Annotated in this window: 22 protein-coding genes; 17 read left to right on the top strand and 5 right to left on the bottom strand. The window is 67.2% G+C overall.

The features are described from left to right. Positions 1-16 precede the first annotated feature (16 nt). From ACZ5QD_RS14690 to ACZ5QD_RS14660, 7 genes are all read left to right on the top strand, one after another. Positions 17-1,318 (top strand): TrpB-like pyridoxal phosphate-dependent enzyme, encoded by a 1,302-nt coding sequence (locus ACZ5QD_RS14690; protein WP_006896722.1) that lies wholly within the window; start codon positions 17-19, stop codon positions 1,316-1,318. 171 nt (positions 1,319-1,489) lie between these two features. After that, complete coding sequence (gene gndA / locus ACZ5QD_RS14685) at positions 1,490-2,938, top strand: NADP-dependent phosphogluconate dehydrogenase (RefSeq protein ID WP_006896721.1); 1,449 nt, start codon at positions 1,490-1,492, stop codon at positions 2,936-2,938. 322 nt (positions 2,939-3,260) lie between these two features. After that, on the top strand, positions 3,261-4,676 hold the full coding sequence (gene argG, locus ACZ5QD_RS14680; RefSeq protein WP_006896720.1) for an argininosuccinate synthase: 1,416 nt from the start codon (positions 3,261-3,263) through the stop codon (positions 4,674-4,676). 5 nt (positions 4,677-4,681) lie between these two features. Continuing rightward, on the top strand, positions 4,682-5,329 hold the full coding sequence (locus ACZ5QD_RS14675; protein WP_006896719.1) for a response regulator transcription factor: 648 nt from the start codon (positions 4,682-4,684) through the stop codon (positions 5,327-5,329). Continuing rightward, a complete protein-coding gene (locus tag ACZ5QD_RS14670; RefSeq protein ID WP_006896718.1) occupies positions 5,326-6,531 on the top strand; it encodes a sensor histidine kinase in 1,206 nt (401 codons plus the stop codon). Before ACZ5QD_RS14675 ends, ACZ5QD_RS14670 begins: the two co-directional genes overlap by 4 nt. After that, the gene (locus ACZ5QD_RS14665) at positions 6,531-7,571 is read left to right on the top strand and encodes a hypothetical protein (RefSeq protein WP_006896717.1); all 1,041 of its coding nucleotides are present in this window, start codon (positions 6,531-6,533) and stop codon (positions 7,569-7,571) included. The genes ACZ5QD_RS14670 and ACZ5QD_RS14665 overlap by 1 nt, the downstream gene beginning before the upstream one ends. Positions 7,572-7,703: 132 nt before the next feature. Then, the gene (locus ACZ5QD_RS14660) at positions 7,704-8,330 is read left to right on the top strand and encodes a helix-turn-helix transcriptional regulator (protein ID WP_375003304.1); all 627 of its coding nucleotides are present in this window, start codon (positions 7,704-7,706) and stop codon (positions 8,328-8,330) included. Between the two features lie 83 nt (positions 8,331-8,413). Here ACZ5QD_RS14660 and ACZ5QD_RS14655 read toward each other — a convergent pair whose 3' ends face one another. After that, on the bottom strand, positions 8,414-9,613 hold the full coding sequence (locus ACZ5QD_RS14655) for a cation:proton antiporter (protein ID WP_222110765.1): 1,200 nt from the start codon (positions 9,611-9,613) through the stop codon (positions 8,414-8,416). A 58-nt stretch (positions 9,614-9,671) separates the two neighbouring features. Continuing rightward, positions 9,672-10,727 carry a DUF475 domain-containing protein gene (locus ACZ5QD_RS14650; RefSeq protein WP_045538198.1) on the bottom strand — a complete coding sequence of 352 codons (1,056 nt, stop codon included), beginning with the start codon at positions 10,725-10,727 and terminating at the stop codon, positions 9,672-9,674. A gap of 765 nt (positions 10,728-11,492) precedes the next feature. Here ACZ5QD_RS14650 and ACZ5QD_RS14645 point away from each other — a divergent pair. The 7 genes from ACZ5QD_RS14645 to ACZ5QD_RS14615 are packed head-to-tail and all read left to right on the top strand — an operon-like array spanning position 11,493 to position 18,550. Next, positions 11,493-12,608, top strand: coding sequence for a DnaJ domain-containing protein (locus tag ACZ5QD_RS14645; RefSeq protein ID WP_006896713.1), 1,116 nt, complete (start codon positions 11,493-11,495; stop codon positions 12,606-12,608). Between the two features lie 42 nt (positions 12,609-12,650). Continuing rightward, entirely contained in the window at positions 12,651-14,171 is a 1,521-nt protein-coding gene (locus ACZ5QD_RS14640; protein WP_039867584.1) for an Hsp70 family protein, read from the top strand. Between the two features lie 11 nt (positions 14,172-14,182). Continuing rightward, positions 14,183-14,662 (top strand): nucleotide exchange factor GrpE, encoded by a 480-nt coding sequence (locus tag ACZ5QD_RS14635; protein ID WP_006896711.1) that lies wholly within the window; start codon positions 14,183-14,185, stop codon positions 14,660-14,662. Beyond that, complete coding sequence (locus ACZ5QD_RS14630) at positions 14,655-17,387, top strand: FtsK/SpoIIIE domain-containing protein (protein ID WP_464367273.1); 2,733 nt, start codon at positions 14,655-14,657, stop codon at positions 17,385-17,387. Before ACZ5QD_RS14635 ends, ACZ5QD_RS14630 begins: the two co-directional genes overlap by 8 nt. Then, positions 17,384-18,001: a hypothetical protein gene (locus ACZ5QD_RS14625; RefSeq protein ID WP_006896709.1), complete on the top strand. Its 618-nt coding sequence runs from the start codon at positions 17,384-17,386 to the stop codon at positions 17,999-18,001. Before ACZ5QD_RS14630 ends, ACZ5QD_RS14625 begins: the two co-directional genes overlap by 4 nt. Positions 18,002-18,017: 16 nt before the next feature. Then, entirely contained in the window at positions 18,018-18,278 is a 261-nt protein-coding gene (locus ACZ5QD_RS14620; RefSeq protein WP_006896708.1) for a hypothetical protein, read from the top strand. Then, entirely contained in the window at positions 18,278-18,550 is a 273-nt protein-coding gene (locus ACZ5QD_RS14615) for a hypothetical protein (RefSeq protein WP_045539794.1), read from the top strand. The genes ACZ5QD_RS14620 and ACZ5QD_RS14615 overlap by 1 nt, the downstream gene beginning before the upstream one ends. A gap of 229 nt (positions 18,551-18,779) precedes the next feature. Here the strand turns inward: ACZ5QD_RS14615 and ACZ5QD_RS14610 are convergent, their stop codons facing one another. Continuing rightward, the gene (locus tag ACZ5QD_RS14610; RefSeq protein ID WP_006896706.1) at positions 18,780-19,874 is read right to left on the bottom strand and encodes an inositol-3-phosphate synthase; all 1,095 of its coding nucleotides are present in this window, start codon (positions 19,872-19,874) and stop codon (positions 18,780-18,782) included. Beyond that, the gene (locus ACZ5QD_RS14605; protein ID WP_006896705.1) at positions 19,867-20,520 is read right to left on the bottom strand and encodes a PadR family transcriptional regulator; all 654 of its coding nucleotides are present in this window, start codon (positions 20,518-20,520) and stop codon (positions 19,867-19,869) included. Before ACZ5QD_RS14605 ends, ACZ5QD_RS14610 begins: the two co-directional genes overlap by 8 nt. Before the next feature lie 149 nt (positions 20,521-20,669). Between ACZ5QD_RS14605 and ACZ5QD_RS14600 the strand changes: the two genes are divergently transcribed. From ACZ5QD_RS14600 to ACZ5QD_RS14590, 3 genes are all read left to right on the top strand, one after another. Continuing rightward, positions 20,670-21,062 (top strand): DUF5318 family protein, encoded by a 393-nt coding sequence (locus ACZ5QD_RS14600; RefSeq protein WP_045539792.1) that lies wholly within the window; start codon positions 20,670-20,672, stop codon positions 21,060-21,062. Between the two features lie 89 nt (positions 21,063-21,151). After that, positions 21,152-23,410, top strand: coding sequence for a transglycosylase domain-containing protein (locus tag ACZ5QD_RS14595; RefSeq protein ID WP_006896703.1), 2,259 nt, complete (start codon positions 21,152-21,154; stop codon positions 23,408-23,410). Continuing rightward, positions 23,410-24,918, top strand: coding sequence for a glycosyltransferase family 87 protein (locus tag ACZ5QD_RS14590; RefSeq protein ID WP_045539790.1), 1,509 nt, complete (start codon positions 23,410-23,412; stop codon positions 24,916-24,918). The genes ACZ5QD_RS14595 and ACZ5QD_RS14590 overlap by 1 nt, the downstream gene beginning before the upstream one ends. On the opposite strand, the gene ACZ5QD_RS14585 is transcribed toward ACZ5QD_RS14590, so the two are convergent. Continuing rightward, a complete protein-coding gene (locus ACZ5QD_RS14585) occupies positions 24,904-26,907 on the bottom strand; it encodes a GNAT family N-acetyltransferase (RefSeq protein WP_006896701.1) in 2,004 nt (667 codons plus the stop codon). The genes ACZ5QD_RS14590 and ACZ5QD_RS14585 overlap by 15 nt on opposite strands. Positions 26,908-26,942 lie beyond the last annotated feature (35 nt).

The raw sequence follows: 26,942 nt of genomic DNA, 5'->3' as shown, positions 1-26,942 counted from the left end.
CATTATGGTGACCTGCATGACAAGCAATGTTGACGCGTCCAACCCCGATCTGGTCACAGTGGACGTGCCCACCCACTGGTACAACCTCGCCGCGGAGCTCGACGAGCCGATTCCGCCGCACCTGCACCCCGGAACCAAGGAACCGGTCGGGCCCGACGATCTGGCCGCGCTCTTCCCCGCCGGTCTGATCGCCCAGGAGGTCTCCACCGAGGCCTACATCGAGATCCCTGAGCCGGTTCGTGAGATCTACCAGATGTGGCGGCCGTCGCCGCTGTTCCGCGCCCGCAGATTCGAGGAGGCGCTGAACACGAAGGCGCGGATCTACGTCAAGTACGAGGGCGTCAGCCCGGTCGGCAGCCACAAGACGAACTCGGCTGTCGCGCAGGCGTATTACAACAGCATCGACGGGGTCAAGAAGCTCACCACCGAGACCGGCGCAGGTCAGTGGGGCAGCGCTCTCTCGTTCGCGGGCGCGCAGTTCGGTCTCGACGTGGAGGTGTGGCAGGTGCGGGCGTCGTACGACTCCAAGCCGTACCGGGGCTTTCTCATCCGCACCTACGGCGGCACGCTGCACCCGAGTCCCTCCGACCTCACCGAGGCCGGACGCGCGATGCTGGCGAAGGACCCCGACACCACCGGCAGCCTCGGCATGGCGGTGTCGGAGGCGGTGGAGGTGGCGGCCGCGAATGATGACACCCGCTACGCGCTCGGCAGCGTGCTGAACCACGTCGTGCTGCACCAGAGCGTGATCGGCCTCGAGGCCGTCGACCAGCTGAACGCGGTGGAGCCCGGCGGCGCCGACGTCGTCTTCGGTTGCGCGGGCGGCGGATCGAACCTCGCGGGCCTGTCCTTCCCGTTCCTGCGCGAGAAGCTGCACGGCCGTTCCGATCCGCGGATCGTCGCGGCCGAGCCGTCGGCCTGTCCGTCTCTGACTCAGGGTGAGTACCGCTACGACCACGGCGACGTCGCGGGCCTCACGCCGCTGCTGAAGATGCACACGCTCGGTATGGACTTCGTCCCGGACCCCATCCACGCCGGCGGTCTGCGCTATCACGGCATGGCGCCCGCGCTCAGCCACACGGTGGAGCTGGGTCTGGTGGAGGGCGTCGCGATCGACCAGCGCGCCGCCTTCAGCGCGGGCATCACGTTTGCGCGCACCCAGGGCATCGTGCCCGCCCCGGAGTCGACCCACGCCATCGCCGCGTGCGCCGAGCACGTGGCGAACAGCGACAAGGAGGAGGTCGTCGTGATCGGGCTCTCCGGGCACGGTCAGCTCGATCTGCCCGCCTACGCGGAGTTCTTGAACGGCTCCTTCTGACGGCTGTCGGGCCCGCCGGTTCCGGATCCGGACGGGCGGGCCCGATGCGGTCCGTGCGCGTCCCGACTCCTGCGGTTCGACGAATGCTGAGACAATCGGGACGGTAGTACTGAGAGTGGTGGAATTGCCGGGTCGCCGCACGGCGCGACCGGGAGACAGAGAAGGAACTTCATGGTCGAAACAGGACAGCGTCTGGCGCAGATCGGCGTCACCGGGCTCGCGGTGATGGGCTCCAACATCGCCCGCAACTTCGCGCGGCACGGGCACACCGTCGCGCTGCACAACCGCAGCATCGCGAAGACCGATGCGCTCATCGAGGCGCACGGCGACGAGGGCGATTTCATCCGCACGGAGACCATGGAGGAGTTCGTCGGCGCGCTCGAGCGGCCGCGCCGCGTCCTCATCATGGTCAAGGCCGGCGACCCGACCGACGCCGTGATCGAAGAACTCGCGAACCTGATGGAGCCCGGCGACATCATCATCGACGGTGGTAACTCGCTGTACACCGACACGATCCGCCGCGAGGCGGCGATGGCCGCGCGGAACCTGAACTTCGTCGGCGCGGGCATCTCCGGCGGCGAGGAGGGCGCTCTCAACGGTCCCTCGATCATGCCCGGCGGACCCGCCGAGTCGTACGAGTCGCTCGGTCCGCTGCTGGAATCGATCTCGGCGCACGTCGACGGCGTCCCGTGCTGCACGCACATCGGTCCCGACGGTTCGGGCCACTTCGTCAAGATGGTGCACAACGGCATCGAGTACGCCGACATGCAGCTCATCGGCGAGGCGTACGACCTCATGCGCAACGTGCTCGGCATGGAGGTCGCCGAGATCGCCGACGTGTTCCGCGAATGGAACACCGGCACCCTCGACAGCTACCTGATCGAGATCACCGCCGAGGTGCTGTCGCAGGTGGACGCCGAGACCGGCAAGCCGCTCGTCGACGTGATCGTCGACGCCGCGGGCCAGAAGGGCACCGGCCGCTGGACGGTGAAGTCGGCACTCGACCTCGGCATCCCGACCACCGGCATCGCCGAAGCCGTCTTCGCGCGCGCCCTCTCGAGTTCGACGTCCCAGCGCGAGAGCGCGCGAGGGCTCGTCGCGGGCACCACCGGCGCGCAGGCCCCGGCCGACAAGGCGGCTTTCGTCGAAGACATCCGGAAGGCGCTGTACGCGTCGAAGGTCGTGGCGTACTCGCAGGGCTTCGACCAGATCGCGGCGGGAAGCGCCGAGTACGGCTGGAGCGTGGATCCGGGCAAGCTCGCCACCATCTGGCGTGGAGGATGCATCATCCGGGCCAAGTTCCTGGACCGCATCCGGGAGGCCTACGCCGAGAATCCGGAGCTTCCCGCGCTGCTGCTGGCTCCGTACTTCCGCGACGCGGTCGAGGACTCGGTGGAGAGCTGGCGGCGGGTCATCGTCACCGCGACTGCGATGGGTGTCCCGGTGCCGGCCTTCGCGTCGTCGCTGTCGTACTACGACGCGCTGCGGGCCGAGCGGCTGCCGGCCGCTCTGACCCAGGGGCTGCGGGATTACTTCGGTGCGCACACCTACCTGCGCGTCGACAAGCCCGGCTCGTTCCACACGCTCTGGAGCGGTGATCGCAGCGAGGTCGAGGCGTAGCGCTTCCAAGATCAGTCACTAGACGGGCCTTCGAGGGCAATGTTCCCTCGAAGGCCCGTCTGCGTCCTGAACTTGGCACAGCGGTCTCGGTATGCGTGCTGCCGGTGCGCTATGCCCACATCCCGTTCGTTGTCTCAGACCGCCCACAAGCGATCCTGCGCATCAACGGTGGACAGGTCATCGCGACAGCTTCGCCTGCCGGCGGATCACCCGGGGCGCCGATCCCAGCTCGTTCTAGCGGTTTTCGAATCGCTGCGCTTGCCTCGACCACCGGAGGGGACCGGGTTGTGACTGCGGCCGAAGTACTGTTTAAGCTGGACATATGTCGAAAGTGCTGAGCTCGTTGCCGAAGGGAGAGCGCGTCGGAATCGCGTTCTCGGGTGGTCTGGACACCTCCGTCGCCGTTGCATGGATGCGCGAAAAGGGCGCTATCCCTTGCACTTACACCGCCGACCTCGGCCAGGCCGATGAGCCGGACATCGCTTCGGTGCCCGGCCGCGCGGGTCAGTACGGTGCGGAGATCTCGCGCCTGGTGGACTGCCGCGCCGCGCTCGTGGAGGAGGGCCTCGTCGCACTGCAGTGCGGTGCCTTCCACATCCGCACCTCCGGCAAGACGTACTTCAACACCACGCCGCTCGGCCGCGTGGTGACCGGAATGCTCCTGGTCCGCGCCATGAAGGAGGACGGCGTCGACATCTGGGGCGACGGCTCCACCTACAAGGGCAACGACATCGAGCGGTTCTACCGCTACGGACTGATGGCGAACCCGAACCTGCGGATCTACAAGCCGTGGCTCGACACCCAGTTCGTGGAGGAGCTCGGCGGCCGCCACGAGATGAGCCAGTGGCTGACCGAACGCGATCTGCCGTACCGCGACTCCCAGGAGAAGGCGTACTCCACCGACGCCAACATCTGGGGCGCCACCCACGAGGCCAAGACCCTCGAGCACCTCGACCACGGTCTCGACGTGGTGGAGCCGATCATGGGCGTCGCCGCATGGCGGGACGACGTCGAGGTCGCCACCGAGGACGTCTCCATCCGATACGAGCAGGGCCGCCCGGTCGCCATCAACGGCGAGGTCTTCGACGACGCCGTCGCTCTCGTCCTGAAGGCCAACGAGATCGGCGGCCGCCACGGGCTGGGCGTCTCGGATCAGATCGAGAACCGCATCATCGAGGCCAAGTCGCGCGGTATCTACGAGGCACCGGGCATGGCACTGCTGCACATCGGCTACGAGCGTTTGGTGAACGCGATCCACAACGAGGACACGGTCGCGAACTACCACAACGAGGGCCGTCGCCTGGGTCGCCTCATGTACGAGGGCCGGTGGATGGACTCGCAGGCGCTCATGCTGCGTGAGTCGCTGGTGCGCTGGGTGGGCTCGGCCATCACCGGCGAGGTGACCGTCCGACTGCGCCGCGGCGACGACTACCACTTCCTCAACACCACCGGACCCGGCCTTTCGTACCACCCGGACAAGCTGTCGATGGAGCGCGTCGGCGACGCCGCGTTCGGTCCGTCCGACCGCATCGGCCAGCTCACCATGCGCAACCTCGACATCGCCGATTCGCGTGCGCGCCTGGAGCAGTACGCGCAGCTCGGCATCGTCGGTGGCGCGACCGCAGACCTGGTCGGCGAGCTGTCCGCGGGCGGTGCGCAGGCGATCGCCGGCGGCCAGCCGGAGGACGCGGCATCCGAGTCGCTCGACCGCGCGGCGATCGATTCCGGCGTCGACTAGCGCTCATGGCCGCCAAACGGATCGGGATCGTCGAAGATCACGAGTCGATGGTGCTGGGGGTCCGGGCGATGCTCGACGGCCACGTCGGCCTGTCGCTGATGGCGTCGTCGGACACCGTCGAAGGGCTGCTCGCGCAGCAGGTCTGCCTGGACCTGGTGCTGCTGGATCTGCGGCTGGCCGACGGGTCGTCGCCGACGGCCAACATCGAGGCCTTGCACGACGCGGGTCTATCGGTCCTTGTCTACACCGGTGCGGAGAACCCGTACCTGGTCCGTCTGGCGGCGAAGGCGGGGGTGCTCGGCATCGTGCGTAAATCCGCCCGGGTGGAGCGGGTCGTCGAGGCGATCGCCACGGCTGCGGAGGGCAACCCGGTCATCACCACCGAGTGGGCGGCGGCCGTCGACGGCGACCCCGACCTCGATGCCACCGGCCTGAGTCCTCGGCAGCAGGAGGTGCTCTCGCTGTACGCCTCGGGGGAGAAGGCCGACCGGGTGGGGCGCATGCTGGGGTTGTCGACGGAGACGGTCAACGACTACGTCGCGCGGATCCGGGCGAAGTACGCCGCAGCCGGTCGGCCCGCAGGCACCAAGGTGGATCTCTATCAGCGGGCCGTCGAGGACGGACTGCTGCCGATCCCCGAGCGCGACCAGTGAGCGGCGCCGTCAGATACGCCGCTCCCGAGCGGCGGCACGACAACCTGGACCGGATCAGGCGGATGTTCGCGTTGTTCGCGGCGGTCGGTTACGTGGGGTACTTGATCCTCCTGTTGCCGGCGATCCTCCAGCTCGCACCGCTGATGAGCTCCTGGTGGACGCCGGCGATGTGCGCGATCGTCTTCGTCCCCGGCCTGACGCTGGGAGTGACCGCTCTGATCGGCGTGCCGCGCTGGACGCGGGCGACGGCGGCCGTCGCCGCCCTCAGCTTCTTCGTCGCGGTCCTCACCTGGCCGATCGCCTGGGACGGCACCACCGTCCCGGCCGGCGACGGCGTATGGCTGGCGGCGTTTCCCGGGCTCGCCAGCATCGCCGCGGTGCTGGCGTGGCCGGCCTGGGCGGCCTTTGCGCACATGGTGTTCGGCTGCGTCTGCGTGCAGCTCATCAACTTCGTGATCCGCGGCGAAGTGGATCCGGGACAGCTCGCTCCCGAGATCGCCTTCGCAATCATGTTCTGCAGCTTATTCGTCGGTGCGGCCGTGATGGCGCTGCGCACCGGGAGGATTCTGGACGAGACCACCGATCGTGCCCATGCGGCGGCCGCGACCGCCGCAGCCGAGCGGGCCCGCGACACCGAACGCGAACGCTTCGACGCGCTGATTCACGACAGCGTGATGTCCACCCTGCTGACCGCCTCCCGGGGCGGGGCGCAGGAGCACGTGCCGCGGCTGGCGGCCGCCACCCTCGCCGAACTCGACGAGATCCGTTCGGGACTGCCCACCGACCGTCCGTTCGGCCTCGAGGCCGCCGTGGTGCACCTGCGTGCGACCACTACCGAGGCAGACCCGAGGGCGGAGTTCGCCGTCGACGCACCCGCTGCCGATTCTGATGCCGCACAGGCGGAGCTGCCGAGCGAGGCGGTGCGTGCGGTGAGCGCGGCACTGGCCGAAGCCCTGCGCAACAGTCGCCGACACGCCGGGGCCGATGCGCGGTGCACCGTGCGTGGCCGAGTGGACGCCGATTCGATCAGGATCGCGGCGACCGACGACGGCGTCGGTTTCGACCCGGGTGCGGTATCGGCCCATCGACTCGGCATCGCGGTCAGCATCCGGGCCCGGATGGACCGGGTCCCGGGAGGTTCGACCGCCATCGAGTCGTCGCCCGGCGCCGGAACCACCGTCCGACTGGGATGGACACGCTGATGGAGCAACTTCCGGCCGGCGGTGATATCGGTGATCTGATGGGCCTGCGGACCGCCGCCGCGAAGGCGCTCGTGGCGGTCTTCATCGGAACGTTTGCGCTGGTGGGAGTGATGACGCGCCCCGCAGGGAGCGGGGTGGCCGGATGGCTGGCGGAGATCGTCGCCTGGGGGGTGACGAGCGCTGCGGCAGTCGCACTGATCCAGGTGCCGGGAGATCCGTTACGGCGGTCGGTGACGGCAGTCGTCGCCGCCGCCGGCCCGGTGGCCACGGTGTCGGTGCTGCTGGTGGTCGACGATCCAGGGGTGCGCATCCTGACCTTCTGGCCTTTGTCGGCGACAACGGCGCTGTGCACCTACCTCTGTGTACGCGGCCGCACAGGCGTCGCGTGGCTCTCGATGCTGGTGGCGATCGGCGCGACCGCACTGTGGGCCGTCGGCATCGGCGAAGGCGCCGGGTACGGGATCTCGATCTCGCTGATCAACCTGGCGCCGCTTGTGATGTCGTCCTTCTTCGCCATCACGATCCGGCCGGCGGCGCGCGAGATCTTTCTGATGCAGGGGGCCGGCACCGAGGCCGCGGCTGCGGAGGCCGCGCGGCGCGCGGTCCTCGACGAACGCGACCGGCAACTCGGCCGACTCGACGACCAAGCGCGCCCCTTGCTCGAGCGGCTCGTCGACGCGGCGCCGCTCTCGGCGGACGAACGCGATGAGTGCAGTCTGGTCGAGGCGCGGTTGCGTGATTCGCTGCGGGCGCCGACATTCGACGTCCGCAGTGTTGCCGACGCGGCGCGGCAGGCACGACGTCGAGGGGTGGAGGTGATCTTGCTCGACGATCACGGGCTCGTCGGTGCGGACGATGACGTCCGCGAGCGGGTGATCGGCGGTGCCGTCACCGCGCTCGCCGCGGCTCGTGCGGGGACCGTCACGATTCGCATCCTGCCGCCGCGGCGTCGCGTGGTGGCGACTGTTCTGCAGGTCGCCGGCGACGTCGTCGTCCGCGAGGAGTACGACGGCGAAGGTCGTCTGGTCGGCAGCGACTGACCCCGGGAGCAGGCCTGACCTCTGTCGCCTCTTAGGAGGACAGAGGAATTGGGGTCTTTCTCGTGCGCCGATGTCGCCATACCGTCCGAAGGGAAGGCATGGCGGCGGGACATCGGCGAGGAGGCGAGGAGAATGACGGGCTCCGGGGCAGTGGCGCGGCAGTCGGGGACAGGCCAGTCGGTCGGGGTGTGGAGTGAGAATCCGTGGCAGCGGGAAGTGCTCATGGTGTGGATGAATCGGTTCGGGTATCCGGTGGTCGCTGTCGACACGGCCGGACTCCTGGCGGGGGCGACGCGCGTCGTGGTGGTCGGAGCCGGCGATCGTCTCGCGCTGCGTCGGTTCGGCCGCTCAATGGCCGGACGCGTCATCGTCGTCGGCGGTACGGTCGAGAAGGCCGATATCCGCTCCGGCGTTCATCATGTCACTGAAGGCCCAGACATCGACCACCGTCTTAACCTCCTGCTGACCAGAGCGCTGGGCCCGACGTCCGGCCGGACTCCGATGTCGGCGCGGGAACGGGAGATCCTGACCACGTATGTGATGGGTGCGACCGTCGAGGAGACCGCGACCCGGCATTTCGTCGCCGCCAGCACGGTTCGCACTCACTATCGGCGCGTCTCGGCCAGGTACGACGACGCCGGGCTGCCGGTGGCGAACAAGACCCACCTGTTGTTGCGGATGGTCGCCGACGGTTGGATTCAGCTCGACGGCGTGCTTCCCGAATCGGAGCCGGCCGCGTCCGCGGTCGAGGTGGCGTGAGGGGCGGGCCTCGACTGGAGTGAAGAGCCGACGGGCTCGATGACCGACGGGCGGCGTCAGGCACCCCCGCGACTAGCGGCGTCTCACTCTTCGACCACCGACGCCGCCGGACTCCGTTCGACCGACCCCGGGCGCAGTGCGCTCGCGGCGAGCGGGAACAGGAGCACCGACAGCACGCCGGCGCCGACGAGGACCGCTGCCTGCGTGCCGGTCAAGACGTCTTGGCGGACACCGATGTCGGTGGCGACCGCGATGATCGGAAGGCCGGTGGCGCCGTAGAGCCCGGTGGCGATTCGCTCGCGGCGGCCGGCGCCCTCGGGTGCGGCGAGCATCGAGGGCAGCCCGCGGACCAGGAGCAGAGCCACCAGGACGACGGGGATCCAGGCGAAGGCGAGCGGATGATCGAGCAGCGACTGCAGATCGAACTTCACACCCGTGTAGACGAAGAAGATCGGGACGAGGAAGCCGAACGCGACGGCGTCGATCTTGGCCTCCACCGACCGCTGCGTCTGTTCGTCGGCATCTCGGATGAGGAGCTTCCAGACGATCCCCGCGGTGAATGCGCCCAGCAGCATGTCGATGCCGAGCTGGACGGTCAGGAAGATCATCACGGCCAGAATGGCCAGCACGGTGCGGACGGCGAACTGCGCCGACGTGTGCAGGGTCGATTCGACGAAGGCGTGCAGGCGGCGATGAGAGGTGCGGCGCGCCCGGATCACGGCGGCCGCCGCGATGACGCCGAAGACCAAGAGCACCACGCTCGCCGTACCGAACGAGCGGCCGCCGAGGAATAGCGAGATGGCGATGATCGGCCCGAACTCGCCCGCGGCGCCGATCGCTCCGACGGCGACGCCGAACGGAGTGGTGAGGTCACCGGAATCGCGGAGGATCGGCAGCAAGGTTCCCAGAGCCGTCGACGCCAGACTGATCCCGATGATCACAGCGCCCAATCCGGGTGAGACAGCGAAGCCCGCCGCGATCCCGACCGCGATACTGATCAGCCAACCGAGCCAGGCGCGCCGAGCCGTGCGTCCGCGAACCGCCGACCGGGTGATCTCGGTTCCCGCGATGAAGAACAGCAGGTTGACACCGAAGTCGGAGAGCCGGCCGAACAGCTCCGATTCACCGACCCAGCCCAGCAGGGCAGGCCCGGCCACGACGCCGAGGCCGAGTTCGAAGACGACCACCGGAACCGCTGCCCAACGAGAGACGGATCTCGCCAGGAGCGGCGCTGCGAAGACCAGGAGGGGAACGACGAGCACGGTGGTCGCGGTGGGGCTCACCGGCTGATTCTAGAACGCGGTGACACGCGCGGGAGACGGTGCGGCGTCTGCGGTGGTCTCAGATGTGGACACCTTCGGTGTGGTTCCGTCGGCGGTACACGATGCTGGTCGCCAGGGAGGCGAGGATCAGCACCAGGCCGATGAGACCGGTCACCGTCTCGGGGACCTCGGTGCCGAGTGAGTACAGCAGAAGCAGCGCCAGCGCGCCGATCGCCCAGTGGGCGCCGTGTTCGAGGAAGACGTACTCAGACAGGGTTCCCCGGTGAACGAGGTAGATCGTCAGCGACCGCACGAACATCGCGCCGATGAGGCCCAGACCCAGAGCGATGATGATCGGGTCCGCCGTGATGGCGAAGGCCCCGATCACGCCGTCGAACGAGAACGACGCGTCCAGCACCTCCAGATAGAGGAACAGGAAGAAGCCCGCGCGCCCCGTCGCCTTGGCGAGTGCGGTCGGGCCGTCCCCCGACTCGGTCTCGATGTGGAAGAGACGGCCGAGCCCGTTGACCACGATGTAGGTGATCACGCCGAGGACGCCGGCAACCATCACCGTCGACGTATCGTGATCCGGCGCGACGAGCGTGGCCGCCAGCACCAAGATCGTCAACGCCACCACCACCGGTGCCTCGCGGAGCCGGCCGATGCGCAGCAGGGGCCGCTCGATCCACGACAGCCAGGTGAGCTCCTTGTCCTCGAACAGGAACCCGAGGAACAGCATCAGGAGGAACATTCCGCCGAACGAGGCGATCTGCGGGTGCGCCGCGGTCACGATGCTCTCGTAGGTCGGCGAGCCGTCCGTCGGCGGGTTGAGCGCGAGGTGAAGCGCGTCGACCGGGTCGAGGCCCGCGGTGAGCCAGACGATCCCCAGCGGGAAGGCCAGGCGCATGCCGAACACGGCGATGATGACACCGATCGTGAGGAACATCCGCTGCCAGAAGTCGCTCATCCGCTGCAGGACCGTGGCATTGATGACGGCGTTGTCGAAGGAGAGCGAGACCTCCAGCACACCCAGGATCAGGGTGAGCAGTACGGCCGTCGAACCGCCGTACAGGAACGCGGCGACCAGCGCCGCGATCGAGACGACGAACGACATTCCGAAGATGCGAAGAGTCACGCGGGGATCCCAACCTTCATGACAGGCGACGGTACCCGGGCGAGGCGTCGCTGGCGCTTCCCGGAGGCGAGCCGGCCAGGCCGTGGGGAAACGGGAACTGACTGACTGTTCGAGTCAGGAGGCACTCATGAAACTTGCGGCACTCAGTCCAGCAATCGGGCTCGGACACGCGGTGGCATGCCTGGTAAGAAATTAATTGCTTTGGCCGACGCAATCTTCCGAGCTTTCAAAATATGCTTGCCTGACACCGAAGAAGGAGAATTGAGAATGGCTCAGTGCAACTGCAGTTGTGCATACTGCAAAGAGGCTAATGTGAACGACCGGAGCGTGCATCAGTGCAAGAACTTGCCGCGCTGTTCGGTTGCGTCCAAGAGCTGACGACCATGGCAGAGACTGGATCATCGTCGCGGTCAGGCGATTTCACGGAACCGCACAGATGCCGGAGTTGCAGCCGAGCTTTCTGGGGTAAGCGGTCGTGGAACCGGGTCACGGTGAACTGTCCGCACTGCGGCGCGGGAAACTGACGAATCGGAAGAATGGGCGGGTGTCGACCGAATGGTCGACACCCGCCCATTTTACCTGGCAGTTGGATTGAACGTCTGACCCCAGAAATGGGGACACGCGGTTCGGTCCACCAGAAACGGTTACTCGCAATGTACGACTGACACGGTCTGGGATGGCCGAATACCATCGACCGCGTATCTGATTTACCGGATTCTCCATGCGAACCGGAAGTCGTATCTCGAATTTGAGGAGAATTTCCTGATGGCAGTCAGTGTTGACTTCTATGCCGTGCTCGAGATCGCGCGCGATGCCGACGATGACACCATCAATGCGGCTTTGAAATCGAAACTGCGGTTGTGGCGCAAAGCGACGAACTCTCCGGACCTCAGTACTCGGCAGGAGGCGGAGACGTGGATGGCGCGGCTTCGTGAGGCCAGCGACACGCTGCTCGATCCGCAGCGCCGCGCGGCCTATGACCGCGAACTGCAGACCGCCGGCGTCGCGCAGCCGCAGACGCAGCAGGCGGCGGGCGAGGGCACGGACTGGGTGGCTCGGGCGCGGGAGGAGCTCGGCCGAGGCGATTACCACTCTGCGGCGTACTCGGCTCGCGAGGCCACTCACTCGATCGGCAACAGCGCGGAGTCGTGGGGTCTCCGCTCTCGCGCCAATGCCGGTCTGGGAAACCTTCAGGACGCTCTGTACGAGGCACGCCAGGCGACCACCATCGAGGCCAACAACCCGGAGTACCACTTCCAGCTGGGCATGATCTTCGAGAAGTTGGCGCAGTTCCAGGATGCGATCAACGCATACCAAGTGTCGATGCAGCTGGATCCTTCCGCGCCGCAGTACATGGTGGCGGTCGCCAACGTCATGTCCGACAACGGGCAGCTCGACGATGCGCTCGACTTCATCCGGCAGCACCTGCAGCGCTTCCAGGGCGCGCAGATCGTCTTCGACTACTACGCAACCCTCCTCGCACTCAAGGCGGAGAGCATCCCGCGATACAACGGGCGCGGTCAGTACATGATCACGTCGAAGTCCGAGATCGAGCAGATGCGACCGTTGATCGCCGAGGCGATGGCGCACAACCGAGATCCGGAGATGGCGAAGGAACTGGACAAGATCAGCCGCTTCCTCGATACCAGCGAGGAGCAGGTCTTCAGCGTCCCCGGCGACGGATGGGGTCAGAAGGCGCTGATCCTCGCCTCCCCGATCCTGTGCATCGTCATCGGCGCGATCATCGGCCTCACGGTGATCGGTGTGCTCCTCGCTGTCGCGGCCGGTGCGGGCATCTACTTCACCTGCTGGGTGCCGCGATACAAGGCCAACGACCGTGACGACCTGCGCAAGGGCTACCTGCAGGGATACATCGGCTGACCTGGCCGGCTGGGTACCGACTGCGACGAAAGGTTCATGGACATGGGTAGAGCCGTTGGAATCGACCTCGGGACGACGTACTCCGCGGTGGCAGCCATCGAGGCTGGGGCGCCGGAGGTGATCCGGAACGACGACGGCGACTACACGACGCCGTCGGTGCTGTACTTCGACGGCGAGGAGGTCTCCCTCGGCGTCTGCGCTGAGAACATGCGGGCGAAGGCGGAAGGCGATGTGGCGTCGCTCATAAAGCGCCAGATGGGCAACACCGACTTCGTCTTCGTTCCGGACAGCAACGACAACGAGTACCGCGCGGAGGACCTGTCCGCTCTGATCCTCACCAAGTTGGTCGCCAGCGCCGAGAACGTCCTGGGCGAGGAGATCACCGACGTGGTCATCACGGTGCCCGCGTACTTCGAGGACGAACACCGCAACGCGACGCGGACGGCCGCGGAGATCGCCGGCCTCACCGTGCTGCAGTTGATCAACGAGCCGACCGCAGCGGCTCTGAGCTTCGGAGTCGGTTCGGGATTCTCCGGAACCCTCCTCGTCTACGACCTCGGCGGCGGCACTTTCGACGTCACGGTGCTGCGCTGCCAGAACAATGACTTCACCGTCCTGGCCTCGCTCGGCGACCGCAACCTCGGTGGTTTCGACTTCAACAACGCCCTGTTCGGTGTGGTGAACGAGAAGTTCAAGGAGCAGACCGGTCAGCCGATTCCCACCGACCAGTATCTGCAGGTCATGGATGCCGTCGAAGACACCAAGCGCCGGTTGTCGCAGGCGGAGAAGGCGACCGTCTTCATCTCGGCCCTGGGTCAGAACGTGAAAGTTCAGGTGACACGGCAGGAGTTCGAGTCGGCGGCGTCGTTCCTGCTCAAGACGACGGAGTTCCTGGTCGACGAATCGGTCGAGACGGCGGGGGTCTCGTACTCGGCGATCGACAAGGTCCTTCTGGTCGGCGGATCCACTCGTATGCCGATGGTCCAGAATCTGGTGGAACGGTTGACCGGTCAGACTCCGGACAAGTCGGTCCACCCGGATCAGGCGGTGGCGCTCGGTGCGGCGATCGTCGCCGACAAGGTGTCGGCGGACAGGGCCGGAGCGGCGCCGGACATGCCGGCCGGTGGCAGCATCGACTTCTCGGATGTCATCTCGCAAGGTGTCGGGGTGCTGGCGCTCAACGCCGCCTCACAGCTTGCCTACACCCAGTTGATCCCGCCGCAGACGTCCATTCCGGCTCAGGCGGAGCATGATTTCGGCCTACCCGTCGAGAATCAGCAGGAGATCAGGCTGCAGATCGTGTCGCATGACGTCGACGGGGTGCTTGAAGCGCAGGTCAAGAGTCTCGGTGAGAGCATGCTGAAGGTTCCGCCGGGCCGTGCAGCGGGCAGTGGCGTGCGGGTGATCTTCTCGGCGGACATCGACGGGATCATTCACGTCCAGGTCATCGATCTGACCGAAGGGATCAACCTCGGCGAGATGGAAGTGAAGCGTCCCGGCGAGATGGATCCCAAGCGGATGGCGCAAGCGCGCGAGTTGGTCGCGTCCGCGCAGTTCACATGATCGGAGAACCGGTGGATCAGACGCTCGCCGATGTCTCGAAGCGGCTCGACGACCTCACGGAGCTCTTCCGGAGACGGCTCCTCAACGACAACCGTGGCCAGGAGTTGCTCGGGGAGCTGCGGGCCAAGTCGGCGCTCGACGAGACCCTGCTGGTAGGGCGAGTGCTCCGGCCCGTCGCCACCCGGCTGATGAATGTCATCGACCGTGTCGACAACTGGGACGGTGAGGCGGACCCGCTCGCAGAGTCCGTTCGAGACGAGGTGATCCAGATCCTGGAGGACTTCGGGGTCGAGCAGATCGGCGTCGACGGAGATGTCGACCCGCGGAGACATCGCATCGAGTCGGTCGTTGTCGCCGACGCCCCCGAAGGCGCTATCACCGGACGCACCGTCCGCGGTTTCGAACTGGACGGTCGCGTGCTGCGCCCGGCGGGCGTGGTCGTGGCCGCGGGACCGAGGGCTCCTGGACAGAACGGCGCGGCGGATGACTAGTGGCGGTACCGGCCGTGACGATCAGCAGGACGCTCGTCGCCGCCTCACCGACGCGATGGCCGCGACGATGGCCGAGGCCGGCGGCCTCACAGCCGAAGCCGGCAGGCTCCTCGGGGAGATCGACATCGCGCTGTCGATCACGCGGACAACGCTCGACGACGAGCTGGCGGCGCAGCGGCGTCGACTCCGGCGCGAGAAGGAAGAGGCGGAGGCGCAGCTGCAGGCTGATGCCGTGCGGCGGACGCGGGCTGTTGGGGCGGCGCTGCGGGCCGCAGCCGAGGAACTCGCGCCCGGTGCGGCCGGTGCCGGATGGGCTGCGCGGGCGCTGAGCGTGCCGCAGCCGGCGCGGGCGGTACCGTCGGCGGTCCGGGTCGGCACCCTCCCGGGTGGTGCGCCGGCGCTTCTTCCATTGATCGGCGTCTCCGGGTGGGTCGTCGGTGGCAGCGGTGCCGAGCAGTTGATCGCGGACACCGTGCTCAGACTGGCGCTGTCGGCGCCGCCGGAGTCCCTGCGGGTCTCGGTGTTCGATCCCATGCTCCGTGGGATCCTCGGCTTCACGTCGTTGTTCCGCGACACCGATCCGATCGGGTACCCGCCCGCGATCCAGACCGAGGACGGGTTGCGGAAGCTGTTGTCCGGGCTCATCGACAGAATCGGCCGGGCCGCGGAGACGATGAGTACGGCGGGTGCGGCCGATCATCGGGACCTGCCGCTGTCGCAGGCGGGGCGTCTCGAACTCGCGGTCCTGCTCGACGCACCGAGCGGAGTCACCGAGACCGCCGCTGACGATCTCAATAGGATCGTCGAATCGGCGGCGGGGCGCGGGGTGTTTCTGCTGATCGCGAGCCCGGGGTACGTCGATGGCCCGATCCGCGTGAGTGATCGGGCACAGGTCGACGTCGACCGCGGGCTGGTCCGGGTCGACGCGGCCGGCGAGATCCGGTCGGATTCGTTCGCGGCGGTGCCCGGATTGACGGTTCGGGCTGATCCGTCGCCCACCCCAGCGGCGCGGAACAACTTGATCCACGCGAGGGCCGAAGCGATCGAGGCCGCGGCGCAGGGGACGATGACCTTGGAGGCGGTCCTCGCCGAGATCGATGCCGGATGGTCCGATCGCGGCGACGACGGGCTATCGGGCATCTTCGCGAGAATGCCCGGCGGACTCGGCGGCCTGGAACTCCGGAGTGCGAATCCGCCCGCGCCGAACGCGCTCATCGGCGGCGCCGTCGGCACGGGAAAGTCGAACCTGCTGCTCTGCTTGATCTACGGTCTCGCGAGCCGGTACTCGCCGCGGGAGGTTCGTTTTCACCTGTTGGATTTCAAAGAGGGCGTCGAGTTCGCGCGGCTCGCACCGATCGGCGACGAGACCTGGTTGCCGCACGTCGACTCCCTCGGCCTGGAGAGCGATCGAGCGTACGGAGTGGCAGTTTTGGAGCATCTCGCCTCCGAGTTCGACCGCAGGGCGGACGCTTTCAAGTCCGCGGGCGCGTCTTCGCTCGCGGACTATCGGGCGCTGACAGGTCGGGACATGCCGCGGCTGGTGTTGGTGGCCGACGAGTTTCAGGTGCTCTTCGAACCGGACGATGATGTCGCGCAACGAGCGGTGCAGCTGATCGAACACCTCGCTCGGAAGGGCCGCGCCTACGGGGTCCACCTGGTGCTCGCATCGCAGACGTTGTCTGGTATCCAAGCGCTCGCGCTCAAGCGTGACGCCATCTTCGGTCAGTTCCACAACCGGATCTCGCTGCGGAACACCGAACACGAGTCGGAGACGATCCTCGGTGCGGGGAACCTCGCCGCGGGAGATCTGCACGGGCGTGGTCAGGCGGTGTTCAACGATGATCTCGGACATCTGGCGGCCAATCGGATCGGTTCGGTGGTGTGGGCCGATCCCGCCTACCTGGACCGGCTGCAGACGGAACTGTTCAGCCGGGCGATGGCGGATGGCTTCACTCCCCGGCGTCCCAGCACCTTCGTGAGTTCCGCCTACGCCGAGTGGATCCCAGCTGACGATCGAGAGATCGCCACGGTCGGAGTCCCGATCAGCGTCGGTGGAACCGCGCAGGGATTCTCGCTGAAGCGCGGCCGACTCGGCAACGTCGCGCTGATCGGCGACGACCTCGACCGCACCAGGGCGGTGCTGTCGTCGATCCACGCATCCATTCGCGCGTCCGATCTCGCCTCCGCGCAGTGGACCGTCATCGACAGCTCGGGCGTTGGGCTCGATGACGTCGGTCCGTGGGCGAACGAAGCGGGAATCCAGCGGATCTCAGCGGAAGAGGCGGATAGCTTCCTGCGTACCCTGACAGCGCGGACGGCGGTGCCGAGCAGCCGCATCGAGCGGGTGATCATCCTCGACGACCCCGACGACATCGCGTCGCTGGTCGATTCAGACGAATACCCGCGTCCGATCGAGGCGGTGGAGCGCTTCATCAAGCGATCGATTGCCTGCGGCATGCTCTTCGTGATCAGGTTCCGCTCGATGAGCTCATACGACGCGAGGACGGCGGGCGAACTTCGCGACGGCTTCCGGACGATCGTCCTGACCGAACCGGGATCGCAGACCGACCTGCTGGCGCCGGGCACCGGGCGCATGGACTTCAGCGGACCGCGCGTCGTCGTCGTCGACAGGAGCAGCGGTCGGCAGGATCTGTTGGTTCCGTTCGATCCGGCTGCGTTGCCGCAGAACGGTATCGAGAAGACGGAGGTGAGCATCCCGATATGACGGACACGGCATGGGACCGGTATCTGGGGGCGGTGAACGATCTCGCGGCGATCGACGGAGAGCTGATCGACGAGCGGCGGAGGTCGGATCACCTCTTCCAGGAACGGGAACGGAACGTGGCGGTGGAGGCTGCAGACCGCGAACAGTGCCTTGCCGGGCTCGACGGGCGGCGCGACGCACTGTCCGAGCAGCTGGATGCGGCGGCGCGGACGATCGGGCTCGATCGGGTGCCGGCCGCGGCCGTTCCACAGCAGGCCAGACACGCGCACGTGGTGCTGGCCGACCTCGAACTCGTCGTCGGCCGCCTCCAGAAGCACGCGTCGGTCGTGGAGGGGTACGAGCGCGCGAAGAAGCGAATCGCGCGAGACGAGGCCGACCGGGCGGCGCGACGTGAAGAACTCACGGCGAAACAGGCCGAGCGCGAGCGAAAGCTCGCCGAGGCACGGGAACGTGCGGTCGACGAGCGTAGACGGCACGAGCCGACCCGCGTGGCGAAGCCGGTGGCCACCGATCCGCTGCCCGCACCGCCGGCACCGAGCCGTACGGGTGCGATCGTGGCGGGCGCGGTCGGGACGCTCATCGTTCTCATCATCGTGCTGGTCCTGATTCTTTAGAGACAATGGAGGCTTCATGAGTGAAGTACAGGCTGAACGACAGGCGGTCATGCAGGCGGTTTCGACGTTGCAGCAGTTAGAACGGCTGATTCGCAGCCAGCACGGGGAAGTCCGGAACCTGTCGAGCGAGGTCCGCAGGGTCGCCGGTTCGACCTCGACCAAGGCCGACGACCGGATGGTTAATGCTCTGCAGGCCAGTTCGGTGAGCCTGGATGCATTGCAGCAGCGCATCGCCGCTGCGATGCGGCAGGCCGAAGACATCGCCAGGAGGCTCTGATGTCGAAACACGAGGAACTCACCCGCCAGGTGAAACAGCTGGCACGGAAGTCGGAGGACGCGAATCGGCAGGCCGCCGGTCTGAAGCAGTCCCTGAACCGCAACATCAGACAGGTTCAGGCGGTCCTCGGCCGCGGCGGTTCTGGGCCGATCGGACAACTCTCGTACGCGCTCGATCAGGCGAACCAGGACATCGACAGGCTGTCAGTGAACCTGCACAACACCAAGAAGGCCGCCGAAGAGTTTGCGCGGCACCTCGAATCGCTGAACTGAGGGGCGAGATTCACGTCGCGAAGCCATCTCCGCACGCCGCGGATCCGGGATCCTGTCCGCTCCTTCACGATCGCCGCAGTCCAGACCGGACAAGTCCGCGCAGGTCGCACATAGACCCCAGAGGAAGGAATCGAACACCGTCACCGTAGTACCCGACGGCCCGGAAGACGACGAAGGCCCGGCACTCCGAGGGGGAGTGCCGGGCCTTCGATTCGTCAGTACCGACGTCCTACTCGGCGCCGATGATGAACGCCTCGAGCTGCGCGCGCGCCTTGTCGTCGGCGATCTGCTCGGGCGGGCTCTTCATCAGGTAGGCCGAGGCCGGGAGGATCGGGCCGCCGAGGCCGCGGTCCTTGGCGATCTTGGCGGCACGGACGGCGTCGATGATGATGCCTGCCGAGTTGGGGGAGTCCCAGACCTCGAGCTTGTACTCCAGGTTCAGCGGCACGTCGCCGAAGGCACGGCCCTCGAGACGGACGTAGGCCCACTTGCGGTCGTCGAGCCACTGGACGTAGTCCGACGGGCCGATGTGCACGTTCTTGTCGTAGACCTTGCCGGCGAGCGGGCCGTCGAGGATCGACGTGACGGCCTGCGTCTTGCTGACCTTCTTCGACTCCAGACGCTCACGCTCGAGCATGTTCTTGAAGTCCATGTTGCCGCCGACGTTCAGCTGGTAGGTGCGGTCGAGCTCCACACCGCGATCCTCGAACAGCTTCGCCATGACGCGGTGGGTGATGGTCGCGCCGACCTGGCTCTTGATGTCGTCGCCGACGATCGGGACGCCCGCGGCGCGGAACTTCTCGGCCCACTCGGGGTCGGAGGCGATGAAGACGGGCAGGGCGTTGACGAAGGCCACGCCGGCGTCGATGGCGCACTGAGCGTAGAACTTGTCGGCCTGCTCGGAACCGACCGGCAGGTAGCTGACCAGGACGTCGACGTCGTTGTCCTTGAGGGCCTTCACGATGTCGACGCCTTCGCCGTCGGCCTCGGTGATGGTCTCGCGGTAGTACTTGCCGAGACCGTCGAGGGTGTGGCCGCGCTGGACGGTCACGTTCAACGGCGGGACGTCGGCGATCTTGATGGTGTTGTTCTCGCTGTTGACGATCGCCTCGGAGAGGTCGAAGCCGACCTTCTTGGCGTCGACGTCGAAAGCGGCGACGAACTCGACGTCACGGACGTGGTAATCGCCGAACTTGACGTGCATCAGACCGGGGACGGTCGCGTTCTCATCGGCGTCGCGGTAGTACTGAACGCCCTGAACCAAGGATGAGGCGCAGTTACCCACGCCAACGATGGCCACGCGCACTTTGTTGGTTTCACCCATGGTCGGGATCTCCTTCTTGTTGCAGCGGTACGGCGGAATGCTGTGCCGCCGAGTTCTTTCCTACTTCGTCCTGCGTCGTCGTCTCCGACGACGAGGAACGAAAATCCGGGGTGCCGACAGACCCGGAGGCCTCGTCGGCGATCAATTTGTTGAGCCACTGGACCTCGCGCTCGGAGGTCTCCAGGCTGAGCTCGTGCATCTGGCGCGTGTAGTGATCGTTCGAGCGCGTCGCACGGCCGAGCAGATCGCGCAGACCCTCGCGGCGTTCCTCGACCTGCCTGCGGCGGCCCTCGAGGATGCGCATGCGAGCCACCGCGGGCGTCCTGCTGAAGAAGGCCAGGTGCACACCGAAGCCGTCGTCGGTGTAGTTCTGCGGGCCGGTGTCCGCGACCAGCTCGGTGAAGCGCGACTCGCCCGCCGGAGTGAGCCGGTAGACGCGGCGTGCCCGGCGGACCTTGGTTCCCGTGGAGGTCTCGGGCTCGTCTTCGGCGATCAGCCCGTCGGCCTGCATGCGGCGCAGGGTCGGATACAGCGAGCCGTACGAGAACGCGCGGAACGCGCCGAGCAGCCCGGTGAGCCGCTTGCGCAGTTCGTACCCGTGCATGGGCGATTCGAGCAGCAGGCCGAGAATCGCCATTTCGAGCATGACTCGGCCCCCTTTCGATGCGTTATCGCGCCTTGATGCAGCATCTAATGTATCGCATCGATATAACTCGCAGTGAACTTGCGAGTACGGCAGCGGCTTGATCTGCATCACAGGGCAGTCGTGGCGGGCTCGCGTCTAGGCTTGGGAACGTGCAGCGGCAGATCGTGGACTACGCACTCGCGCGACGCGAGTGCCTAGCGCGTGTGCGGACGGGCCGCACGGCCCTGTCCCAGGTGTGCGACGCCGACCCCTACCTCTTGCGGGCGGCCAAGTTCCACGGAAAGCCGACCGACGAGGTCTGTCCCGTGTGCCGGAAAGAGCAGGTCACGGTGGTGTCCTGGGTGTTCGGAGAGCACCTCGGACACATCCACGGCTCGGCTCGTTCGGCGGGCGAGATCGAGGCCCTCGACGGGAGTGCCGGCGCCTTCACGGTTCACGTCGTCGAAGTCTGCCGTACCTGCCGGTGGAACTATCTCGTGCAGTCGTACGTTGCCGGATTGCCCGAGGGCGCCGGTCGACGGCGTCGCCGGGTCGCCAAGTGATGTGACCGGAGTTGGCGCAGCCGCAGCCATACGTCACAGTTGAGAGTGTTAGTTTCGTCCGCGCAACAGCGCAGAGAAGTGGGTGAGCGATGACCAGCGGTAAAGGTGCTGCGACGTCGGAGAAATCGACGGCGGTGAAGGCCACGGCGTGGACGCTGGGCATTCTTGCCGGAGCAGTGCCGCTGGTCGCCGTCTTCCTGGTGGTGGCCTTCCTGTTCACCTACTTGACGGTGGACGTGCCGTCGCCGGGCGACATCAAGCAGAACCAGGTCGCCACCATCACCGACAGCAAGGGCGGGACGATCGCCAAGATCGTGCCACCCGAGGGCAACCGGACCGACGTCAAGTACGAGGACATCCCGCAGTCCATGGTCGACGCGGTGAAGGCCGCCGAGGACCGAGACTTCGACTCGAACGCGGGTTTCTCGACCTCCGGCTTCACCCGGGCCGTGCTGGGCAAGGCCTTCGGCAAGTCCGGTGCGGGCGGCGGCTCCACCATCACCCAGCAGTACGTGAAGAACGCGATCGTCGGTGACGAGGTCAGCTACAAGCGCAAGTTCAAAGAACTCGCGATCGCCACCAAGATGTCCCGCCAGTGGTCCAAGGAAGAGATCATGGCGGCGTATCTGAACACCATCTACTTCGGCCGCGGCGCCTACGGCGTCGACGCCGCCGCGCGCGCGTACTTCAACAAGCCGCTCAAGAAGCTCACCCCGTCGGAGTCGGCGCTGCTCGCCGGCATCATCCGCGGTCCGTCGATCTACGATCCCGCGGTGAACCCGGATCTGGCGGTCAGCCGCTGGAACTACGTGCTCGACGGCATGGTCTCGATCGGCGCACTCAGCAAGTCTGACCGCGACGCGCAGAAGTTCCCGAAGGTCGCGAAGGTCAAGGATCAGACGGCCGAGGCCAACGAAGGACCCAACGGCCTGATCAAACGGCAGGTGCTGGCCGAACTCGAGAAGCTCGGCATCACCGAGCAGCAGGTGCAGACCTCCGGTCTGAAGATCACCACCTCGATCGATCCGAAGGTGCAGAAGGCGCTGGTCTCCGCGGCGCGCAACAAGCTCGACGGCGAGCCGAAGAACCTGCGCACCGCGTCGGTGTCCATCGATCCCGCGACCGGCGGCATCCAGGGCTACTACGGTGGCGAGGACGGACAGGGCTGGGACTACGCTTCGGCCGGCCTGCAGACCGGTTCGATCTTCAAGGTCTTCGCGCTGGTCGCGGCCCTGGAGCAGGACATCCCGCTCTCGAAGTACTACAGCTCGGCGCCGTACGAGGCGCCCGGCGGCCTGGTGGTCCAGAACTCCGACGGCGAGAGCTGCGGCAGCTGCAACCTGGCCACCGCGCTGAAGATGTCGCTGAACACCGTCTACTACCGGCTCATGATGGACCTGAACGGTCAGGCCGACGCGGTCGCCGACACGGCGCACCGGCTCGGCATCGCCGAGAGCTTCGGCGACATCCAGCACACCCTGCAGGAGAAGAACGGCCACAGCGAAGGCGGCGTGGTCCTGGGCCAGTACCCGTCCCGCGTGCTCGACATGGCCTCGGCCTACGCGACGCTCGCCGCGTCGGGCATCCACCGCGACCCGTTCTTCGTCCAGAAGGTCGAGACCTCGACCGGCGACGTGCTCTTCGAACGCCAGAAGGACAAGGGCAAGCGCGTGGTCTCGGAGGCCGTCGCGGACAACGTGACCTCGGCGATGATGCCGATCGCGGCCTACTCCAACGGCAACTCGCTGTACGACTCGACCTACGGGCCGCGGCCGTCGGCGGCCAAGACAGGTACCGCCCAGCTCGGCGACACCGGATACAACAAGGACGCGTGGATGGCCGGCTACACGCCGCAGCTGTCGACGGCCACCTGGGTCGGCACGGACAAGGGTGCGCCGCTGCGCAACTACTCCGGATCGTCGATCTACGGCAGCGGACTGCCCGCTCAGATCTGGAAGGCCTCGATGGACGCCGCCCTGGAGGGCGAGCCGATCGAGCAGTTCCCGACCCCCGAGGCGGTCGGCGGACAGGCGGGCGTCCCGTATGAGCCGCCGCCCACCACCTACACCCCGACCGAGACTCAGACCACCCGCGAGCGTCCTCGACTTCCGCGTCTGCCCGGGCAGAACGAGAACGGCGACGTGGTGATCGCTCCGGGCGTCACGATCCCGATCGGCGGCGGTGACGATGAGTCGCCCACCCAGGAGCCGGGCACCGGCGGTGACGACGGAACCGGAACAGGTCCGGGCAACGGAACCGGCAACGGCAACGGGACCGCGAACAACAATCGCGGCCGCAATCCGACCGATCAGCAACTCGCTCCAGCAGCACCGGTGCCCGCGACGTAGTGACGCAGCAGCCGACGTGGGACTCGCCGGAACCGCTCGCAGATGATCTGCGGGTGGAGACCGAGCGTGTGGTGCCGTCGTGGTCGAGCCCCCAGTTGGCGGCGGCCAGCGACTCGATCGGCGGGCCTGTCGGACTGCACGCCGCCGTCGGTCGCAGTCGGACCTGGACGCCGGTGCGGGTGGTCCTCCTGCTCGCCCTGGTGGGGCTGTCGATCAGCTGGTTCGGCAAAGCCGGCTGCATCCAGCAGGCGCCCGTCCAGGACGCACCCGGTCAGGTGCGTCTGAACTGGGACAACCAGCGGCAGTTCGTCGGCCTGTGCTACTCCGATCTGGTCGCGTCGTACGAGCAGGACAAGCTGACTCCCGCCGACCTGGCCAAGGGCGCCTTCCCGTACCGCACCCACTGGACGCAGAGCGACGGCGACGGCGCCCAGACCAAGGCTTATCTCGCCGAGCCGGCGCTGACTGGGCTGTTCATGTACGTCAGCGCCCAGGCCGCGCGGGGCTGGGGCCTGTTGGCCGACACCCTGGGGCTGCCGAAGACGCTCGACGTGGTGAACTACTTCAACATCAGCGCTGTGCTGCTGTCGCTGTTCTGGCTGCTCGCGGTGTGGGCCACGATGATGACCGACCGCCGCCGACTGTGGCTCGGCGCGCTGATGGCGCTCTCGCCCCTGCTGTTCTTCCACGCCTTCACCTCGACCGACGTCATCGCCATCGCGATGGTCGCCGTGGCGATGCTGTGCTGGACGCGCGGCCGCCCCGGCTGGACGGGTGTCTTCGCCGGCCTCGGCGCGGCCGCGGCGGTGTATCCGCTTCTGCTTCTGCCCGCGATCGCGGTCCTGTGCGTCCGGCAGCGAGAGCTCCGCAGGCTGGCGGTCGTCGTCGGAGCGGCGGCGGCGAGTTGGCTGGCGATCAATCTGCCGCTGATGATCCTGTACCCGACGGGATGGAGCCAGGCTTTCCGTGTCTGGCGCGACCGCGGCGTGGAACCGGACACCCTGTACCGCCTGATATCGATGGCGACCGGATGGAACCCGTCGACGGCCCTGCTCAACGGCATCGTCCTGCTGCTGCTGATCGCCGTGGTCGCCGCCGTCGCATACATCGGGCTGCGCGCGAGCGGCGAACCGACCCTGGCGCAGCTGATGTTCCTGCTGGTGGCCGGCTTCCTGCTGTTCGGAAAGGAATGGACACCGCAGTCGTCGCTGTGGCTGGTCCCGCTCGCCGTGCTGGCGGTCCCGTACCCGAGCGCGGTGCTGGCGTGGATGACCTTCGACGCGCTCGTCTGGATTCCGCGGATGGGCCTGTTCCTGGACCCGAGCCGCAAATGGCTTCCGCCGGACGTCTTCTACGCCGTCAACACGCTTCGCGGTGCGGTTCTGGTCGGCTTGTGCGCGGTGGTCGTGTGGCAGCTGCTCCGCGTCGACGACGACGAACCCTCATCGTCCCGGCTGATGCGTTCGCCGGTCGCAGGCGAAGCCGCGACCGGGTCACCGAGCGTCTGATCGAGCTCCGAGCCGCGCCGCGAGCAGATCCCGCGAGGCCGGCCAGTCGTCGTCGACGATCGCGAACTGGGCGGTGGTCCGCCATCCGCCGCGGAATCGGCGGTGCTTTCCCAGCTCGCCCTCCGGAACCGCGCCGAGTCTGGTGATCGCGGCGCGCGAACGGGCGTTCTCGGCGTGGGTGTGCCACACGATCCGCACCGCGTCGCACACGGTGAACGCGTACTCGCAGAGCAGGAGTTTGGCCGCCGGATTGACCGCGGTTCCCATCGCCGCGGGGCCGTAATAGGTGTAGCCGATCGCGAGGGACCGGTTCGCGGAGTCGACGTCGTAGAAGCTCGTGGTGCCGACGAGCCGTCCCTGCGCGTCGAGGACGGCGAACGGTATGCGCCGCGGATCCGAGAGCGCCGCGGTGATCCAGGCCGCGGCAGCTGCCGTGTCGCGCGGCAGGTCGCCGGTCCATTTGTACAGTTCGGGATCGCCGGCAACCCTGCCGAGCGCTTCGGCGTCCGCGGGCACGAGCGGTCGAAGGGTCACGTGCCGGTTGGCCAGCGTCGGCGCGCCGAGCCAGCTGCGGGCGCCGGCCGCATCGGCGACGGCGAGTCGGGTGAGCGGTCCCTTCGGCGGCACACCGCCGGTCAGATACGAGGCGAGCGGCTCGCGGGGCCGGGCTCTGACGAACACGAAGATGAGCGCCACGAGCAGGACGGCGTGGGTCCAGACGCCGAAGTTGACTCCGGCGAGGACCCAGGCGCGTGTGGTCGCCGAGTAGTTCATCAGGAGGTGGAAGATCGTCAGATCGAGGGCCGCGTCGGCCACCAGGTACAGCGCGATCAGCCACCAGCGGACCCGCTGCAGCACGAAGAACGGGAGGATCCAGAGGGTGTACTGCGGCGAGTGAACCTTGTGGAAGACCATGAATCCGGCGAGCATCGCGGCGCTGACGCCCAGCCACGGGAACACGCCGTCGCGCCGATAGACGCGCCACCCGAGCCAGCAGGCGAGGGCGAACGAGCCGATGATCAGCAGGGGTGACGCGACGTCGACGATGCTGTTGTAGGTCGAGGTCTCACCGCCGGTCAGGAAACGCAGCCCCCAGTACCAGATCGAGTTGGTGGAGAGATTCGCCTCGCGCTTGCTCTGGAAGTCGATTGCGGCCTTCCATCCCTCGTAGCCGGCGATCATGAACGGGACCTGCGTCACCGCGACCGTCACCACGGCCGACAGCGCCACATAGGCCGCACCGGCCCAGTCGAGCCCCCGCGGCCTGCGATCGGTCTTCTCTCCACGGGTGAGGACGTAGAGCATCAACGGCAGAACGAAGAGTCCGGGATAGATCTTCAGGGAGAACCCCACCCCGAGCGGGATCGCCGCCACGATCGCTGTGGTCCGCACCGACCAGCGTCGCAGGCCGGTCGCGGGATCCGCGGAGCCGCCCCAGGCCATGACGGCCACACCGGCTACCGCGGCGCAGACCACCGGGAGTTCCCAGTTGTGCAGGGCGTAGAGCATCAGCGGCGGGGTCGCGGCCCAGAGCAGCACCCACCAGCGCGTCATCAGCGCCAGGAGGATCGTCGTGATGAAGGCGAAGGGCAACAGAATGACGAGGCTGTGCCAGAGGAACTCGCGGTCGGTGTGGGCGCCGAGCGAACTGAACCACATGATCAGTCCCGACAGCACCGGGTACTCGACGACGCCGCCGAACAGTTCGCCGCTCGGCGTGATCCCGCCGTGGATGTACGGGAAGACGTGGTCGGCCAGGCCGCGGCCGTGCCACATCGTCATCAGATCCGAGTAGCAGGGGACGACGTCGTACGGGCTGCCGTAGAGCCATTCGCGTTTGGCGCCCGACGTCGGGGTGGTGCAGCGCACCTTCGTCGCATAAGAGGCCGCGGCCGACGCGGCGGTGAACAGCATCGCGGTCACGAGGATCACGGCGGTCTCACCGAAGTGAAGCCGCTTGGCGGCGAAGGCATTGCGGGCCGATGGCATGCGATGAGCCTAGTGCAGCCCGGTGACGTCCGCCG

The sequence above is a fragment of the Gordonia sp. J1A genome, assembly GCF_055393515.1.
The sequence above is the reverse complement of the archived record's forward strand: the minus strand, read 5'-3'. Positions and strand labels throughout refer to the sequence as shown.

What these genes read in the sequence shown, in the direction of transcription:
- ACZ5QD_RS14615 (WP_045539794.1), top strand. Translation starts at nt 18,278, where the DNA reads ATGTCGAAACACGAGGAACTCACCCGCCAGGTGAAACAGCTGGCACGG.
- ACZ5QD_RS14610 (WP_006896706.1), bottom strand. Translation starts at nt 19,874, where the DNA reads ATGGGTGAAACCAACAAAGTGCGCGTGGCCATCGTTGGCGTGGGTAAC.
- ACZ5QD_RS14585 (WP_006896701.1), bottom strand. Translation starts at nt 26,907, where the DNA reads ATGCCATCGGCCCGCAATGCCTTCGCCGCCAAGCGGCTTCACTTCGGT.
- ACZ5QD_RS14665 (WP_006896717.1), top strand. Translation starts at nt 6,531, where the DNA reads ATGGAGCAACTTCCGGCCGGCGGTGATATCGGTGATCTGATGGGCCTG.
- ACZ5QD_RS14630 (WP_464367273.1), top strand. Translation starts at nt 14,655, where the DNA reads ATGACTAGTGGCGGTACCGGCCGTGACGATCAGCAGGACGCTCGTCGC.
- ACZ5QD_RS14620 (WP_006896708.1), top strand. Translation starts at nt 18,018, where the DNA reads ATGAGTGAAGTACAGGCTGAACGACAGGCGGTCATGCAGGCGGTTTCG.
- argG (WP_006896720.1), top strand. Translation starts at nt 3,261, where the DNA reads ATGTCGAAAGTGCTGAGCTCGTTGCCGAAGGGAGAGCGCGTCGGAATC.
- ACZ5QD_RS14605 (WP_006896705.1), bottom strand. Translation starts at nt 20,520, where the DNA reads ATGCTCGAAATGGCGATTCTCGGCCTGCTGCTCGAATCGCCCATGCAC.
- ACZ5QD_RS14595 (WP_006896703.1), top strand. Translation starts at nt 21,152, where the DNA reads ATGACCAGCGGTAAAGGTGCTGCGACGTCGGAGAAATCGACGGCGGTG.
- ACZ5QD_RS14660 (WP_375003304.1), top strand. Translation starts at nt 7,704, where the DNA reads ATGACGGGCTCCGGGGCAGTGGCGCGGCAGTCGGGGACAGGCCAGTCG.
- ACZ5QD_RS14645 (WP_006896713.1), top strand. Translation starts at nt 11,493, where the DNA reads ATGGCAGTCAGTGTTGACTTCTATGCCGTGCTCGAGATCGCGCGCGAT.
- ACZ5QD_RS14625 (WP_006896709.1), top strand. Translation starts at nt 17,384, where the DNA reads ATGACGGACACGGCATGGGACCGGTATCTGGGGGCGGTGAACGATCTC.
- gndA (WP_006896721.1), top strand. Translation starts at nt 1,490, where the DNA reads ATGGTCGAAACAGGACAGCGTCTGGCGCAGATCGGCGTCACCGGGCTC.
- ACZ5QD_RS14675 (WP_006896719.1), top strand. Translation starts at nt 4,682, where the DNA reads ATGGCCGCCAAACGGATCGGGATCGTCGAAGATCACGAGTCGATGGTG.
- ACZ5QD_RS14640 (WP_039867584.1), top strand. Translation starts at nt 12,651, where the DNA reads ATGGGTAGAGCCGTTGGAATCGACCTCGGGACGACGTACTCCGCGGTG.
- ACZ5QD_RS14690 (WP_006896722.1), top strand. Translation starts at nt 17, where the DNA reads ATGACAAGCAATGTTGACGCGTCCAACCCCGATCTGGTCACAGTGGAC.